The sequence below is a fragment of the Shewanella psychromarinicola genome (assembly GCF_003855155.1).
In the GTDB taxonomy this organism is placed as follows: domain Bacteria; phylum Pseudomonadota; class Gammaproteobacteria; order Enterobacterales; family Shewanellaceae; genus Shewanella; species Shewanella psychromarinicola.
In genome coordinates, this window is record NZ_CP034073.1 from 3,774,829 (window position 1) to 3,791,940 (window position 17,112).

Genomic DNA, 17,112 nt, shown 5'->3' on the forward strand with positions numbered 1-17,112 from the left:
TAACTGAGTACATTCAATTTAATTAATTTAACTAAGCGCATTTAATTCAGCTTAGCGACTGCACAGCAATATTTGCTCATACAACCAGCGGTGCGCAGGGTCGTTCATACTCTGGCGATGCCAAACAAGACTATAAGCCACTTTGCCGTAATCTATGGGTAATGTTTTAATGATCAATCCTTGGGCTTGTTTGGCCATTGACGCCCAGCGGCGCGAGCACGTAAATAGCAGTTCACTGTGATGGCACATTAGCGCTGCACTGCCAAAGTCTGCCACCGAAATGGGTACGGCGCGCTTTTTGGATTGCTGAGCCAGCAAAATATCAAAATACGGCGTGCTTAGGTCGGTATCTGTGATGCCGATGTGACTAAAATGCAAATAGTCATCGAGGCTGATGTCTTGCTGCAAAGCCAATGGGTGTGATGAATTCATTAAGCAAACCATCTCATCATTTATCAAGGTTTCCCATTTTAAGTCTTCGTCTATATTAGTCGGTTGACTTAGATCATGGGGTAAAATGATAAAATCTAACGATCCCTTTAGTAGCCCGTCAAAACCAATATTGTCTTTACTGTAAATATCTAAATGGATATTGGGCGCCAAATTGAGAATATGAGCGCTTATTTTGGCGGCCAGCAGTTCAAAGGTGCTTTCTCGCATGGCGAGTGAAAATCGCCCCTGATAATCGGCAGGACTAAACACATCTTGGCTCATGATATGGTTTATATCATTGATCATTTGCTGCACGCTTGGGCCTAACCTTCGCGCTAAGGGGGTGGCGATAAGTGAGTTGCCATGTCGATAGAATAATTCATCATTAAGGCTTTCTCTTAACTGACTCAAGGTTTTACTGACCGACGATGGGCTTAAGCATAACCGTTCTGCACTGGCGGTTACACTGAGGGTATCAAGCATCACATGTAAAGTGATTAAATGTTTCATGCTGATACGGGAAAGTTTAGCCAAATCCATTAGCGTATTGCCCCTGATAAGTGGTGCATTTGTTTGCAAAATATAAACGTAAATTAGCCTGCAGTATAGGCTACACAACCACAATCAAGACCCGCTTCACATTGCTAACTGATATGGTTTACATTTCATCCAGAAGACGGGTTAGATCTTCAGCAACAGCCGAACGTTTCAGTCATAGCGGTTGAAATAAGCGTTTTTGTATTACCCATAAAAAACTTCCTCTCAGACAAGTCCGAGAGGAAGTTAAATGAAGCACACTTTCTACACGTTAAGCTAGCGTATTTCTCTAACTAATATAGCTTTGACCAGCATAGACAATGAAGTGACGAAGGGCTAACACCCCGGTCAAACTACAACATGCCACGGTCAACATTAAGGCTTTACTGTGGCGAGCGCTCGAAGGTAATAGCATTGCCAATAATGGAATAGCGAAGCCAATTCCAACCACCCCAATCCAAAACACGCTTGCCCAAATACCGGTATTTAACGATGCTAACGCAGTAGCGGCTGAACCGCCAGTGAAATAGAGTGCGCTAAACAGCATCACTAGAAACATCATTTCAGCAATGATAACCGGTAACTCAATGCGGTGCATTTTGGCAACTTCAGGGCTATGGGTATCGGTGTTAAACATCAATAACGCCACCACAAGGTTAGCAGCTGCTCCTGCTGATAATCCCGACACTAAAAATAGTGCAGGTAATACCGCAGTGTTGAGCATTGGATAAGCATTCATCGCCGAGATTAAAAAGCCAGTATATGCGCCAACCCCAATAGCAAGGATGAATAGCAAGACTTCAATAATCTTACGGAACGGCATTAGCAAATCGGCAATGCCGGATAAGAAACCCAGCTTCCACTTAGGTAAATCATCCTTAAGCACGATTAGCGCATAGGCGATACCCAGTGGTGAATATGCCAATAACGCTGCAACACCTATTGCCATAACAGACTGGAAGTTATAATTAACTAATATCAGCCAGAAATGAAACGGTTTAGTTAAATCAAACACCAAGCAAGCTAAACCTAAACTGATTGCCACCGGTCCAATTAGCGCTGCAGCTTTTAATATTGGACTTTCAGTTTGCTTATCACGGCTGTACCAACGCATACCAATACCAATGAGTACGCTACCTGCTGATAAACCGGCCATAAATAAGTAGACTGCGATAACCCAGTTCCATGTCACCGGATCATATTGCGCCATATCGCCCCATGTATTATTCATGACTCAATCCCTCCTCGTTTAGTTGGAATACGATACACACGAGGCTTAGTGCCTAAGTGAGTTTTTTCTTGATAGGTTATTTTAGTATTAAGTAATAGTGCAACCTCACTTTGACTATCGTTAGCATCACCAAAATACAACGCATCTGTTGGACATGCTGTGACGCAGGCGGGTTGCTCACCTCTGGCTAGGCGAGTGTCTTTACAGAAGTTACACTTGTCTGCAGCCTTGGTGATTGGATTGATAAAGCGGACTTTATAGGGACATGCCGCCACGCAATACTGACAACCGACGCACTTATCATTATGAATTGACACTAATCCATTTTCATCAATATAAGCCGCTCCTGTTGGGCAAACACTTACACACGGTGCATTTTCACATTGCTGGCAGGACACGCGATTATATTTAAAATGTAGATGAGGAGCTTCACCAAAAGGCCCTTCCACCCTAACCTGCAAGCGTGTGACACCCTCGGGTACGTTGTTTTCACTTCGACAAGCTATATTACAAGCTTGGCAGCCGATGCATTTGTTTTCATCATGCACCATGACATATCGTTTATTCATAGGAGATTCCAAATCTATTATTTACCGGCTAAATTTTTACCAACTTGACACCAGTGGTATGTAAATTCATGCCACAAATGGGCGCAATGACATTCGGAAGCAGATTGCCACAATGGATACCTTTTCCTGTTGCCCTTACCAGCTCTTTGTTTTTAGAGCCAAAGCCCATGTATGCAAATACCGTGTCTTGGCGAATGCCCGGAGTCACTAAAGCGGTTCCTTCTTCACTGCCAACACTGCTGATTAATTGAATGGCATCGCCACTGTGGATATTTAATCGTCCAGCGGTTACTGGATGGATCCAAACTGCGTTGTTAGACATAAGGTTGGCCAGCATTGGCACATTATGTGTTGCGCCGTTGGTATGTACGGCAACCTTACCTTGGATAAAATAAAACTCGTCAGCTTGCTTTAGTTGCACATTTCGATGCTTAATCACGCCTCGGCCAGGTGCCATGTCTTCTATTTTTTGCGATGTTAATTCAATTTTTCCACTGGGGGTTTTGAACTTCATTGCCGTTGCATAGCAGCCATCTTCATCAACACTTCTCGCGTTTGGAAAAGCCTTAACGAACGCTGCAACCATCTCAGGTTCACGCAGCATCAATGGCTTACCATAACTGACATAACCCATTTTTTTGATGTTTTCCAATAAGCTATGGTCACGATTAAGCTGCATTAATTGCAACGTTTGCATATTTTCCCAAGGATAAAATTTATCAAGTCCCAAAGACTGGCCTAACTCTTTGAATATTTGCCAGCTTGGGCGTGTATTCCCAATAGTTTCAACAACACGTTGGCGCACATAATAAGCAGGATTTTTGCCTGATTTATCTTGTATTTCTTCATCTCGTTCAAGGTAGGTTGACTCAGGCAAAATATAGTCTGCATAGGCTGCGGTTTCGCTGATATAAAGATCGCACGACACCACTAAATCTAACGCTTTAAGCGTTTGCTCTACTTTGGCCCTGTCTGTAAGAGTCTGCATAGGGTTAGTGCGGCTCATCACCCATGCTTTTAGTTGATAGGGTTTTGCTTCTAACGTTGCATCCAATATGGTTTGATAAATCCCCCCTGAAGACCACATCATTGCGTATTGCTTTTCAACCTGGTCAATACGAATTGCTGAAGATTTAGGCATACCTTCAACACCCGGTTTAGCTAATACTGGGGCGATATTTTCACCGGCAAATTTATTGTAGCCGGGTGCTTTTTTACCCATGTACAAACCACCTTTACGTTCAATGTTGCCAATTAATATATTGGCAGCATATAACGCACGGCGCATATCGAATTCTTCAGGGGTAAAAGTAGCGCGATGACCAAAGTCGACAACCGCATGTGGCGCATGGCTAGCATATTCGTGAGCGATACGGCGAATGGCACTAGCAGAAACATCTGAAATAGTTTCGGCCCACTCTGGCGTGTATTGCTCGACCTCTGCAGCGAACTCATCAAAACCCACTACAAACTTTTCGATAAAATCACGGTCGTATAAGTTGTCATAAATTAAAACATGACATAGCGCCAGAGCAACTGACACATCAGTACCAGGACGTATCGCATGCCATTCATCTGCTTTGTCGGCCACAATGGAAAAACGTGGTTCGAATACGACTAATTTAGCGCCTTTATCCATTTGCGCTTGCATCATTCCTCTGGTTTCAGACATATTGATGCCTTCATAAAGGTTATGACCAAAGTTAATAATGTATTTAGAATTACTCAAATCGCGCTTCATTTTGGTGCCAAATATCGCCTTAGCGGCCACCACATAACTTCCTGGACAGGTTGAAGCATGGGTAAATGTGTTTGGCGAACCGAATGCTTCAGCCAGATGAAATATATGACCAGAAAGCGAACCAGACTTAGATGAGAACGCAATGGTTTCTGCACCATATTGTTGTTTAATTTGGTTCATTTTGGTTGCAATTTCTTTATAAGCATCAGCCCAAGAAATCTCAATCCATTCACCCGCGCCACGTTCACCAACACGCTTCAATGGATTAACAATCCGCTGTGGATCGTAAAGTAAACTATGACCTGCGCCACCTCTGGCACAGACCTTGCCGCCAAATGATTTGGCTTCTTTATTGCCGGTAATAAAGACATTTTTCCCATCAACTATGCGCGCTTTTATAGGGCACCGAGTGGAACACATCTCACAAATACTGGCCACTTCAGAGGAAACACCTTTGAGAGGTTGTTTTTCTAATGCTGCCAGTGAACCAGGAAGAATACTTGCTAGCGCACAAGATGCACCACTAACCCCAGCTCCCTTCAAAAAATGACGCCGATTTAACTCAATCATGATTGCCTCTTAACCTTCGACGAGGTGCGAAGTTATTACGGTTAACGTATGATTAATGGAACTTATCAAAACTTATAAACTAATAAGCACCATCGCTAAACAGATTGTTAACCGACCAATAACTTAAGGATATTGTGGTAAACCACATCGAAGATAATCATTTGATTGATATCACGGTTTCAGCGCGCAATTAAAGAGATAGCAACATATTACGAGAGTATATAAAAGCGGAAGACGAATTCTTAATAGGCTAATTAGCAGAGTTATTTAACGGTATATCGATTAATACCCGACAACCCATTTGCCAAGCTGAATCTGGATCATCTTTACATTTGGATAAATTTATTTTGCCACCAAACTGCATAATGACATCATTGCAAATGGCGAGACCTAAGCCTAAACCGTTTTCTTTAGTGGAGAAAAAGCTCGTTTTAAAATCATCTGCAGAGCAGCTCAAACCAATACCGTTATCATAAATTTTCAATTTCAATCTATGGTCAACAATATATGAATCAATCCTAATCCGGTTAGGGATTTTTGCTGAGAAACCTCTTTCTGACATGGCATCAACAGCATTTTTTAACACATTAATTAATACTTGGCAGAAGCCCACCTTATCGCCGGTTAATTTGATGTCAGTACTAGTGAGTTGAGTGTTGAGTTTAATATTATGAATTTTAAACTCATGCTCGAGTAACTCTAGGCATATCATTAATTGTTCGTGTACATAAAACTCGGTCGCTTCAGCGTTCTTTCGTTGCAACAAGCCTCTTATTCTATGGACTATTTCACCGGCACGAATCGACTGTTGGTGTATTTTATCGAGCAACTGATACTGTTTAGAATCTTCCCCAGTATTATTGGCCTGCTCAATCATACCTCCTTCACTATATTGTGTTATCGCAGCAATAGGTTGGTTAAGCTCGTGGGCTAAGCCCGCACCTATCTCGCCCAAAATGGCTGCACTTTGTAAACGCTCTAATTGCAATGCTTTGTTTTTTAATTGTCGTTCACTGCTTAATAAATTTTCACTCTTTTGTCTAAACCTATATTCCAGCCATAAGTGATAAATTGTTGCGATAACAAATAAACCTAATAAACCAAAGCCCCACTTTTGATTCAGTTTAATCCATTGCCAAACTTGTAAATAAACCGGCATTTTATTGGACTCTATATCAAGTTCTTTAAATAACTTCACCACTTGAAATTGGCTAATGGGTGCTGCCCAACCTCGATTTTGACCCACAATTGAAGCTTGATGAGTCGCACTGACTGAAAGCAATGCGCGAGTAATATCGGTTCTCACTTTTAATGGCACAGCATCTGACGAGGCAAACGACCAATTAGGATATAGATGCGTACTCACTGCACATTCATAACCTTCTGGTGTGACATCATTGATGACTCTATAATCGGCAGCATTAATGTAGCCATCTCTAACCATCTGCTCTAAAGTACAGAATGGGGTAATGGCAATATCCGCGGTGCCATCACGGACTTGGTAAATTAACGGCTCTAATGGAAAACCGAGAAAAGTCACTTTACCGAAAAAGTTATTTGTCGAATAAGCCTTGGAATTAATTAACCCTATTGCGGCTTGATAACCGCCTAAAGCACTAGGGTCACTGGCCACCACGGAATGCCCAGACAAATCTTCAAGAGTCTTATATGGACTTTCACTGCGAACAATAATGGTCGCCCCAATCGCAAAAGTACTGCCATTATGCTGATTGCTTTTCATTGTGGCTAACCACGAAATAGGAAAATCACTACTCATATTAAAGTAATGCCCAGGATTGGTGACGACAAATTGCACCTGACCATTAAGTAACTGATCATTCATATGATTAAAATCTAAGGGCACCACTTCAAAACTGGCGTTTTTTACTCTTTTGGTTAAATAGGTCATTAATGGCTGCCAGCGTTGTATGCTTTTAGCCACACCATAGTTGGCTAATACCGCAACACGGTAATGGACCTGAACAGGATCTTCATTTGCAGCTTGCTGTTGAGCGACTGGCGCAATTTTGGCAGACAGTGCAAACGTTGCTGTTGAATGAACCAACAGAAAAACCAATATAAACCATAATAACAGTCCAAAACGCATCAGTAAGCTTCACCTAAATCAATGTCAATACAGCACAATAAAGGCTAGTTTAATGCAGTTATAGAAACAAAAAAGTTGCGTGTCGCACAAAAAACTCATCTACAATTTGCTCAATCTATAACAAGGATTACACTGTATTTATAATCAATTAACTTATGCTTAAATAACTTATAGCCAAATGCCGAATTTAAACAATATTTTTATGGTTGATGATGACCTCGCGATCCTTGATTCAATGCAATTTATGCTTTTGCAATACGGTTTCAACTTACAAATATACCCATCAGCTAATCAATTCCTTGCCAATAGTGATATATCTCAGCCAGGCTGTCTTATTGTTGACAGTAAAATGCCGGAAATCACCGGCCAAGAATTGCAACAAACACTCGTCAAAGGTAAAAGTCCGTTAGGGATTATTTTTCTGACCGGCCATGGTGATCTGCCGATGGCGGTTCAGGCATTTAGACAAGGTGCCTGTGATTTTTTTCAAAAACCGGTAAAAGGAATAGAGCTTGTTAGTGCAATAGAGAAAGCATTAGCTACTAGCAAATACACATTTGAAGCAATGCAATTAAGGCAACGTTACAGCACCCTAACCGAAAGAGAAAATCAGGTGCTACATCTATTAATTGATGGAAAAACCAATAAGAAAATGGCAGATATTCTGTTTGTATCGTTGCGAACCATAGAGGTTCACCGTTCAAAAATAATTAAAAAGCTCCAGGTACGTAATGCAGCTGAGTTAGCCAAATTCAGTCCCTTACTTGTTGACTAGCAAATTTCATTGATTATTTAGTGGTTACTTAACTGGATATTTAAGCTGCACTACTAAAGGTTATTTGTTCTACGTGAATAATCGATAACGCAACACAAGCAAACCAACAGCGCTATTAAATCAAGTTTTTGGATAATATGAGATAACGTTACAAACGTCCTTGTATAACCCTGTCGACTTAATTAAATTATATTCAATAGCATCAGCAATACTTTCTCTCTTTCGCTGATGCTATCTTTAATTCATAAAATGCGATGTTAAGTTACACCAGATGATGTTCTGAGTCGTTTGCACGCTGCCCTAACCTTGTTCTGGCTCTCTTTAGTGAAGATATTCGCGCATACGCCTTGTTTGTTCATGCCTCAATTCACCACTAATAGCATTTGTAGCAATACTCTTCGACCCACAGCGACAATTAACACAGTCAGTTTTGTCGCTTATGTCATATTTGACACAATAAAATGACAATTTATGATTTCCTTAATAAAACTATGACGTTAAAATTAAATATAAAAACATTAAACTGTTTATAATCATAAGCTTAATAAGTATTGTTATTTTTATTTTAATCTGACTGATGTTGGCCCAGCTATTGCTATTACTAAGTATGTTCGCAATCTACTTTATAGATTAGATTTGGATTAACTTAACCACTTTTTTGGAGTAATAACATGACTGATTCTATTGTTTCTTTTCCACAATTAAACCGACCCGCTCCGGCATTTAATACCAAGACCACACATGGCATGCGTTCACTCACTGACTATAAAGGCAAGTGGCTAGTATTGTTCTCTCATCCGGCTGATTTTACGCCTGTTTGTACTACAGAGTTTATCGGTTTTGCCCAACGTGCAGAAGAATTTGCCCAGCTTAATACCGAATTATTAGGTTTATCCATCGACAGTATTCATTCACACATCGCTTGGGTACGGAATATTGAAGAAAACTTCGGTGTTGAAATTACCTTCCCTATTATTTCCGACTTATCAATGGAAGTGGCTAAAGCCTACGGCATGATCCAACCCGGTGCGAGTGATACCGCGGCCGTCCGCGCGACCTTCATTATTGATCCTGAGGGTATTTTACGTGCCATGGTGTATTACCCAATGAGTAATGGCCGCTCTATCGATGAATTTGTTCGATTAGTCAAAGCATTGCAAACCAGTGACGCCAATGGCGTTGCCACCCCAGAAAACTGGCAGCCTGGTGATGACGTGATAGTCCCCCCACCAGCCACCACAGCAGAAGCCAAGGCCCGTTTAAGCCAAGGGTTTAAATACACAGATTGGTACTTTAGTAAAAAGTCGCTTTAAGCCTTTACCAGCACAGGGGCGCGAGTCCTTGTGCATCATTTATATAGGAGGTTTGTGATGAATTCGACGTTTAGTGTGCATGAGTTTTTAGATGAAGACAGTGAAACATTTACTTATGTCGTAGCCGATAATGCGACCTCATATGCAGTGATTATTGACCCTGTTTTAGATTTTGATTATAAATCGGGCCGCACTGATACCCGCAGTGTGCAACGTGTTTTACATTGGATTAACCGCCAGAAATTGACGGTTAAATGGATATTGGAAACCCACGCCCATGCAGACCATTTATCTGCCGCCAGTTTTCTGCGTGACAAAATAGCGGGCCAAATGGGTATTGGTGAACACATCACTCAAGTACAAGACACCTTTAAAACGATTTTTAATCTAGAGCCAGGTTTTTTGCCTAATGGCAACCAATTTGACCGGTTATTTAAACATAATGACCGCCTAAAAGTGGGTGATATGACGATTCGCATTATGCACACACCGGGCCATACACCAGCCGATCTAGCATATATCGTTAATGAGCAAGCGGCTTTTGTTGGCGACACTATTTTTATGCCTGATGTGGGTACCGCCAGATGCGATTTCCCTGGTGGTGATGCCAATACCTTATACGATTCAATTCAGACATTATTCAGCCTTCCTGAAACCACCGATATTTATGTGTGTCATGACTACCCGACCGAGGGCCGTGACCACCAATTTAAAACCCAAGTAAGCCTACAAAAAAAACACAATATCCATGTTAACGACAGCATGAAAAAAGCAGATTTTGTGGCACTTCGTCAACAACGAGACGCGACATTAACCATGCCAAGGCTGATATTGCCAGCGATTCAAGTCAACATTCGCGCAGGGCAACTACCAGCGGCTGAAGACAACGGCACTGTGTATTTAAAAATACCCATTAATATCCTTTAAGCCTAAGAGTAATCAAGATGATACAAGCAATCATTGGCGCATTATTAATTGGTTTCGTGTTAAGTGTTTTAGGCTCTGGAGGCTCAATTCTTACGGTTCCGGTGTTGCTATACCTTATTGGTATGCAAGCCGAGTTAGCCATTGCTTCATCATTATGCATCGTAGGAGCGATAAGTTTAATCAGTAGTATTGGTTTTATTAAGCAAAAAAAGGTCTCTTGGCCTCATGTATTTTTATTTGGTTTACCCGGCATGGCGGGTACTTATTTAGGTGCATGGACCAGCACCTTTGTCACCAGCGACATACAGCTAATGGTGTTTGTCATGCTAATGCTCATTGGCGCCGTCATGATGTGGCGTAATCAATCTAGCAGGTGTAAAGCGGGTGAACTAAATATCATTAAAATCCTCTCACAAGGTTTAGCTGTCGGTGTCGTGACCGGATTTGTTGGCGTTGGCGGTGGATTTTTAATTGTCCCAGCACTGGTTTTGCTCGGTGGTATTGAAATGTGGCTGGCAATAGGCACCAGCTTGGTGATTATTGCCATGAATTCACTGGTGGGCTTTGTTAAATATTACAGCTTGCTGTCAAACAAAGGACTTGAATTTGATTGGTCGGTTATCGCCATCATGATTGCCGGCGGGCTTGTCGGCAGTATTGCAGGTCAATGGATAAGCCAATATTTACCCAAAGCCATTTTACAAAAAATATTTGCCGTCTTTTTAGTCATGATGGCGCTATTTATGTTATCAAAATCTATCATTTAATATCACGAGGTACACATGAAAACAGCTCAAGAATACATAAGTGAAATCAAAGCGAATATTAGGGAAGTGAGTACTCATGAATTACATACCGCGATGAGTAAACCAGATGTGGTGATCATTGATGTTCGTGAGCATGAAGAGTTTCTGACAGGTCACATAGAAGGTGCAATAAATTTTCCTCGTGGCGTATTAGAGATGAAAATTCATGAACATCCTTTGGTGAGTCATCACTGTGAATGGGTATTAGCATTAACTGAGTTAGCTCAAAAAGACATATACCTTATTTGCCGTACGGGTGGTCGTTCAGCACTTGCCGCAGCATCATTACAGAATATGGGCTTTACCAAACCATTGTCTGTCGCTGGTGGCATGATGCAATGGCAACAAGATGAATTTCCGTTAGTGCCTCATAAGGTATAAATGCATCCAACATAAACCAGCATGTTGTGGTTTATTGCTCATTAATCATGACTGATTGCTGATTTCTAATGGCTAATCGATTTATGACAACTGGTTAAGCGGTATTTTAAGGTAAGCGTTACCCTTACGGTCTGCTGGTGGCATGTTACCTGCTCGAATATTAATTTGGATTGCCGCTAACAATAGATGCGGTATATCAGAATCAATGTGGCGTTGTTGATGTCGCTGAACAAACTCAGCGAGGGTCACTTTACCGCCGACAACGCAGTTATACCTTTTCTGCGCAATCACTGATGTTTCAAATATATTATCTTGGCGTTTGTATCCAAGGGGATCATGCCCTATAAACACCCGAGTACAATTAGGTAACGCTAATATATTGTTAATTGAATGATACAAGGTGGTCGTGCTGCTATTGGGGAAATCAGTATTCACAGTACCCCATTCTGGCGTAGATAATGTGTCACCGACAAATATCACATCTTCAATGAGATAGCTCACACAAGCAGGTGTATGTCCGGGTGTATGCATAATGTGAATAGTTAAATGACCCAATTTAATGAGTTCTTTATCGGTAAACAGTTGATCAAACTGCTCGCCATTGCACTGAAAGCTCTCATCGAGATTTAGCAATCTTTTAACGGTGTGCTGGACTTGAGTAATGTGCTCACCAATCCCCGTTGTTCCCCCGCGTTTGGTCTTGATATAACACGCCGCAGACATATGATCGCAATGTGCATGAGTTTCTAAAATCCATTCAATTTCAAATCCATGCTTATCGATATGATCAATGATGTTATCGGCAAAACATGTACTTATAGTACCAGAGGCCATATCGAAGTCTAAAACGGGATCAATAATCGCACTTTGACGAGTAGCAAGATCGGTCACCACATAGGTAATAGCATGACTAGTACGATGATAAAAAGGATCAATACGGATTTTACTCATAACAATTAACTCCCAACAAAATACCCAATGCATTTGTTAGATAAAGTCTCAGATCAATATTAGCAATAATGGTTAACATCATTTTGTAAATGACTGATAAGGAATCGTAAAGGCAGGATAATGTTAACGTAAACCACCACCATAAACAGCCCATGGGTCGCTGTGCTGTTTGCTTTAGCACCTAGCAGCGAAGCGTCCTAGGCTCTTGCTATAAGCCGCGCAGCGTCCTCGCTTCTAGGTCTTTCGCTTATATTACTTCAGCTTTGATTACGGCTTTGTTGTTGCTGTAACCGATGCGGCTTGATTATTGATAACCTTTTGTAATGAAAACGCACCGCGAATATCACCGAGGGCAAAGTTAACTGCTTTATCATTAGGATAGGTTTTGTTAATCAAAGTACTCAGCTCAGGATTAATATTACTACCATGACAACCTAAGCATAATTGTTGCGCTGGTATCGCCTTCATATAACGAAACTGTGTTTTGCCATCTTTGACGATAAACTCACTCGCCACAATGGGTTTATCAGCAGCTTGCTGTCCTGAAGCATTAACACGTTCAAATTGCTGTAATTGTGTTAACTCCCAAGCATCGGGCGTATTGGCTGGATTACGCACTCGCAAACTGGTCCGGGTAAGTGTCCAGCCCTCTTTTGAGTTTTCTGCTGCAATTGCAGGTGCTACCGCTTGGCACACCGACACTGCGTTGGTTAATCCACCTTGCTTAATGGCTGTCTTTAAATGACCTTTCAGTGCTTGGCTAAATTCGGCAATTCGTTGATTGGCCTGTTGTTCAAGCACTTGCTGCTCGGTTAATGATTCAGCTTGTCCTACCGTCGAGACGCTCATAAGCATGATTAAGCCGGCCATTTGGCTAGCCTTAATCAATGATTGTGTGTGTTTGTGTGTTAAGCGCATTATTGTTATTCCTCTATTTAAAATCGTTTAATCTCAATGAGTTTTAGGGTTATAAAAAACCTATGACCGAGTCCAATCACAAAACATATAGCAAGATCAATACAAAGCTTGTGCCATATTACACCGACAAATTTAAAATATATAAAATCAGCCACTTAAAATTCATTGATATTTGCGAGAGGCACATGCTAGGTTATGAACTGACAAATATGGCATTGTAGTGACAAATATTGCGCTAATAATGTCACTTTAGAGATTAACTGATTAATGTGTACAGTAAGCGAGAGTGATAAATGAGTAACACCACTGTTGTGCAATCAATGATAAACGCGATTGATAAACCGGCAATATTTATTACGCCAGATTATGTTATACATGCGGTTAATCAAGCCTATTTGGAAACGTATAATACACAAGTCATATTAGGCCAAAGTAAATGCCATCAGATATCTCATCACAGTAATGAGCCTTGTGATAAACACGGTGAAGAGTGTCCTTTGCAACAATGCCAGAGTACCGCAAGGGCTGCCAATGCCGTGCATATTCATAGCACTGCACACGGTAAGTCATATTGCGATATTTTAATGAAACCCATTAAAGATAACAGTGGCAAGGTATTGGGATATCTGGAGGTTTTAGATGCCATTGATTATGCATCAACAGAGTCTAAAAAAGGCACCATGGTCGGTCAATCTGCGCCGTTTAAGCAAATGCTCAACAGAATTAACCGAGCATCTCAATCCAGTATTGCGGTGCTATTGCAAGGTGAAACCGGTGCAGGTAAAGAACTCGTCGCTAAAGCGGTGCATCAAGCCAGTAGCCGCAATGATAAACCTTTTGTGGTTATTGAATGTACCGGCCTGAGTGAAAACCTGTTCGAAAGTGAGTTATTTGGTTACGAGAAAGGAGCCTTTACCGGGGCAACCACCAGTAAAAAAGGTCTGATTGAGATAGCCCACGGCGGCACGGTATTCTTTGATGAGATTGGCGATGTACCGATGAACATGCAAGTTAAACTGCTGAGGTTGCTAGAAACCCAATGTTATCGCGCCGTGGGTGGATTAAAACAAAAACGTTCCGACTTTCGATTAGTCAGCGCCAGCCATAAGAATTTACTCGATTTGGTTGAAAAAGGTGAATTTAGACGCGATCTGTATTACCGCATTGCCGGATTTCCCATTTACTTACCCTCGTTGCGTGAGCGCCTTGATGATATTCCAGGACTCGTAAATCATTTTATAAAGTACTCTGAATACAAACATAAAAGGTTTTCGGCTAACGCATTAAATCTGCTCAGTCATTATGCATATCCAGGTAATATTCGCGAACTGAAAAATATTATTGAACAATCGGCACTGATTGCCAACGAAGATATTATCCACAGCAGTGATTTACCTGAAAGCGTTCAACCTAACCACACATCGACAGATAACAAAAATACACTAAAAACGGCAACGGAACTCATGTCACTCGATGACGTGGAGTACGCATATCTTTCTCAGGTCTGTCAGCAATTTCAAGGATCTCCAGCAGAATTAGCCATTAAGCTTAATATTAGTGTGCGGACCTTATATCGTAAATTACAGCGCTATGAGCTAAAGCTAACAGCGCTGTAATGACGTAATATCAACCATAGTTACCATTAATGTTGATGTATTAGTGAATGCTTTTTATTGCAACACGTTTTCATTGTTGCGGTTGCTGTGCCCATTTCTGATCCGCAGCAACGTTTCTTTGTCGCCATTTCTGATCCACTGCAATGACCATCGTGACTGCCCGCTTCTCCGTCAGCATGATTATGATCACAACAACCACCATTCGCTTGTTTAGCAATATGCTTAGATGAAGGGCGTCCCTGACTTGCCTCGGTATACTCCTCACAGTCAGCTAAATTAGCACCGGCAAGATCGTCTATTGCTGTACGACCATTTTTAGCATGAAAAACACTCAGTTGCCGACTTAATAATTTAGCTAATAGTTGTTGGCCAATGTTACGTACGATCACGCGATTAGCGCCATGTGCCAGTATCAAACTGACTAATTGTTGTTTACCCTCACATCCATCTGTTAGTGCAGGATTGGCAAAACGCCCTTTCACTTGACCTTGATCGTCAATAAAGAGCACCTCATCAGCTTTGCTAAAATGGCTGGAAATATGTTCGTCTTTCATTGGTATGGCGGTAATCATCATTTCTCCTCATGTGCATTTTGCATTAACAACGCTTTACCATTAGTTAAGTCGTCCATTAATTTAAAACACACAGATTTAAGTAACTTCAACTCGGGTTAAGAGGTGGGATAAATAGGCTTAACATAGCTTTTGGCTGCCCCATTAATAGTTAACTGAATTTTAGCGCTTGGTATAACCAAACTACAGTTAATAGCATATGCTATATATACGCTTATTTATGGCATATGCCAGCTTTAATTTAGGGTTTGTGATCTGTTGCACTATTTATATCGACATCAATTATCTAAACATCTGACTGACAATCATTAGTGCCCTTGACCTTATTGCGATAAAAATAGCGGGGCGATTATTCGCTCTGTAGTGGCATTAATCATGAAAAACGAATAAAAAAACCAATAAAACCCCTTAGCATTTTATCTTTGGCAAGCATTTCCATTGGGTCGAATATTGAGGTGTTAGTAAATCACGGCGCATGGCCCACTTTTGCTCTATCCCTTGTGCGGCCAGAAACACAGTGTCGCGACCGTAGCGTTGGTTGATGCCATCTAGCGTGTGCATTAGCGCATGGGTGACCTTAGCGGTATTAAATAAATCAAATTGAAAATGCTTCTCGCTGGCTAAATCAACTAGGCCCACGCCTATTTTGTAATAGCGTACTCCTTGACGAAATAGCCTTGGAGCAGCGTGGGTCATAGCTTTGGTGAGCTCAACGCTGCAATGGGTTGGGCATGGAAAATGTACGATGACTTTATAACTTACTGGCTGTTCGTCATGGGGGGAATTACTCGCAAACAGCAACATGGTTTTACAATGGGAGTCTTGCTGACGCGCTTTGAGCGCCGCAATACCAACATGCTTACTTAACGCTTGTAATAATGACTCATAATCGGTGATGCGCTCGCCCACACTGCGGGTGGAGAAAATTTGCTTTTTATCAGCCCTCGCCTCATCCCATTGTTTACACACTTGGCCGTTAAGCTCGCGCACCGTACGCTCTATTTCAATACTAAACTGCTTTCTCGCAAGACTGGGCGGCATAGAGGCGAGATCAAATGCGCTGCGAATATTGATTAACGCAAGCTTGTTACTCATCTTCCTGCCAATTCCCCATACTTCTGCAACCGCCAACTGTTTTAAAATGTCGGTACGTTGCTGCATAGTCTCGATAACGCACACACCTTGGTATCCCTGGATTTTTTTAGCGGCGTGATTAGCAATTTTAGCCAAGGTCAAGGTTTCGGCTATGCCAACACAAACAGGTAGGCGCGCTTCTTTCCAAACCGCGCGGCGGATTAACTGACCTTGGGTATGCAGGCATTTGATCGCGGGATAACAATGCTTAAAAGACAGAAAGCTTTCATCAATCGAATACACATGCTGCTCTGGGGCAAAACGGCCTATTATTGCCATCATCTTTGCCGATAAATCGGCATACAATTCATAATTAGATGAGCAAACGATGACATTGCGCTGGGCGCATAAGGCTTTAACTTGAAAATAAGGTAAAAACTTTTGAATGCCAGCCTCTTTTGCATGTCGATTAGCGGCCACAATACAGCCATCATTATTGCTGAGCACAATCATCGGTCTACCACGCCAATCAGGACGAAACACCTGTTCAGCACTGCAATAAAAAGCATTGGCATCGACTAAGGCAAACATT

15 protein-coding genes are annotated in these 17,112 nt (G+C 41.6%); 6 read left to right on the top strand and 9 right to left on the bottom strand.

All coding sequences use genetic code 11. The annotated features are described in order from the left end of the window. Positions 1–51 precede the first annotated feature (51 nt). The 5 genes from EGC80_RS16465 to EGC80_RS16485 form a co-directional block, all read right to left on the bottom strand. A complete protein-coding gene (locus EGC80_RS16465) occupies positions 52–972 on the bottom strand; it encodes a LysR family transcriptional regulator (protein WP_124011448.1) in 921 nt (306 codons plus the stop codon). A gap of 286 nt (positions 973–1,258) precedes the next feature. After that, positions 1,259–2,200, bottom strand: a complete 942-nt coding sequence (nrfD, locus tag EGC80_RS16470) for an NrfD/PsrC family molybdoenzyme membrane anchor subunit (protein WP_101031583.1) — start codon at positions 2,198–2,200, stop codon at positions 1,259–1,261. Next, a complete protein-coding gene (locus EGC80_RS16475) occupies positions 2,197–2,769 on the bottom strand; it encodes a 4Fe-4S dicluster domain-containing protein (RefSeq protein WP_124011449.1) in 573 nt (190 codons plus the stop codon). Before EGC80_RS16475 ends, nrfD begins: the two co-directional genes overlap by 4 nt. 28 nt (positions 2,770–2,797) lie before the next feature. Further along, the gene (gene phsA, locus EGC80_RS16480) at positions 2,798–5,080 is read right to left on the bottom strand and encodes a thiosulfate reductase PhsA (RefSeq protein WP_124011450.1); all 2,283 of its coding nucleotides are present in this window, start codon (positions 5,078–5,080) and stop codon (positions 2,798–2,800) included. A gap of 250 nt (positions 5,081–5,330) precedes the next feature. Then, positions 5,331–7,187, bottom strand: coding sequence for a sensor histidine kinase (locus tag EGC80_RS16485; protein ID WP_124011451.1), 1,857 nt, complete (start codon positions 7,185–7,187; stop codon positions 5,331–5,333). Positions 7,188–7,365: 178 nt separating this feature from the next. On the opposite strand from EGC80_RS16485, the gene EGC80_RS16490 reads away from it, so the two are divergent. The 5 genes from EGC80_RS16490 to EGC80_RS16510 all read left to right on the top strand — a co-directional run bounded on the left by EGC80_RS16490 (position 7,366) and on the right by EGC80_RS16510 (position 11,389). Next, positions 7,366–7,962 carry a response regulator transcription factor gene (locus EGC80_RS16490; RefSeq protein ID WP_101031591.1) on the top strand — a complete coding sequence of 199 codons (597 nt, stop codon included), beginning with the start codon at positions 7,366–7,368 and terminating at the stop codon, positions 7,960–7,962. A 671-nt stretch (positions 7,963–8,633) separates the two neighbouring features. Beyond that, complete coding sequence (locus tag EGC80_RS16495) at positions 8,634–9,275, top strand: peroxiredoxin (protein WP_124011452.1); 642 nt, start codon at positions 8,634–8,636, stop codon at positions 9,273–9,275. A gap of 57 nt (positions 9,276–9,332) precedes the next feature. Next, positions 9,333–10,202, top strand: a complete 870-nt coding sequence (locus EGC80_RS16500) for an MBL fold metallo-hydrolase (RefSeq protein ID WP_124011453.1) — start codon at positions 9,333–9,335, stop codon at positions 10,200–10,202. A 17-nt stretch (positions 10,203–10,219) separates the two neighbouring features. Further along, complete coding sequence (locus tag EGC80_RS16505; protein ID WP_206191805.1) at positions 10,220–10,969, top strand: sulfite exporter TauE/SafE family protein; 750 nt, start codon at positions 10,220–10,222, stop codon at positions 10,967–10,969. A 15-nt stretch (positions 10,970–10,984) separates the two neighbouring features. Further along, positions 10,985–11,389, top strand: a complete 405-nt coding sequence (locus EGC80_RS16510; protein ID WP_124011454.1) for a rhodanese-like domain-containing protein — start codon at positions 10,985–10,987, stop codon at positions 11,387–11,389. Positions 11,390–11,470: 81 nt separating this feature from the next. Here the strand turns inward: EGC80_RS16510 and EGC80_RS16515 are convergent, their stop codons facing one another. Next, the gene (locus tag EGC80_RS16515) at positions 11,471–12,340 is read right to left on the bottom strand and encodes an MBL fold metallo-hydrolase (RefSeq protein ID WP_124011455.1); all 870 of its coding nucleotides are present in this window, start codon (positions 12,338–12,340) and stop codon (positions 11,471–11,473) included. A gap of 267 nt (positions 12,341–12,607) precedes the next feature. Then, positions 12,608–13,258 carry a Tll0287-like domain-containing protein gene (locus tag EGC80_RS16520; protein ID WP_124011456.1) on the bottom strand — a complete coding sequence of 217 codons (651 nt, stop codon included), beginning with the start codon at positions 13,256–13,258 and terminating at the stop codon, positions 12,608–12,610. A 293-nt stretch (positions 13,259–13,551) separates the two neighbouring features. On the opposite strand from EGC80_RS16520, the gene EGC80_RS16525 reads away from it, so the two are divergent. Continuing rightward, positions 13,552–14,874 carry a sigma-54 interaction domain-containing protein gene (locus EGC80_RS16525; protein WP_233768527.1) on the top strand — a complete coding sequence of 441 codons (1,323 nt, stop codon included), beginning with the start codon at positions 13,552–13,554 and terminating at the stop codon, positions 14,872–14,874. Positions 14,875–14,900: 26 nt separating this feature from the next. Here EGC80_RS16525 and EGC80_RS16530 read toward each other — a convergent pair whose 3' ends face one another. Both EGC80_RS16530 and EGC80_RS16540 read right to left on the bottom strand, forming a co-directional pair. Then, positions 14,901–15,449, bottom strand: a complete 549-nt coding sequence (locus EGC80_RS16530) for a NifB/NifX family molybdenum-iron cluster-binding protein (protein ID WP_124011457.1) — start codon at positions 15,447–15,449, stop codon at positions 14,901–14,903. Positions 15,450–15,854: 405 nt separating this feature from the next. Further along, positions 15,855–17,111 (bottom strand): Y-family DNA polymerase, encoded by a 1,257-nt coding sequence (locus EGC80_RS16540; RefSeq protein ID WP_124011458.1) that lies wholly within the window; start codon positions 17,109–17,111, stop codon positions 15,855–15,857. Position 17,112: the final 1 nt, after the last annotated feature.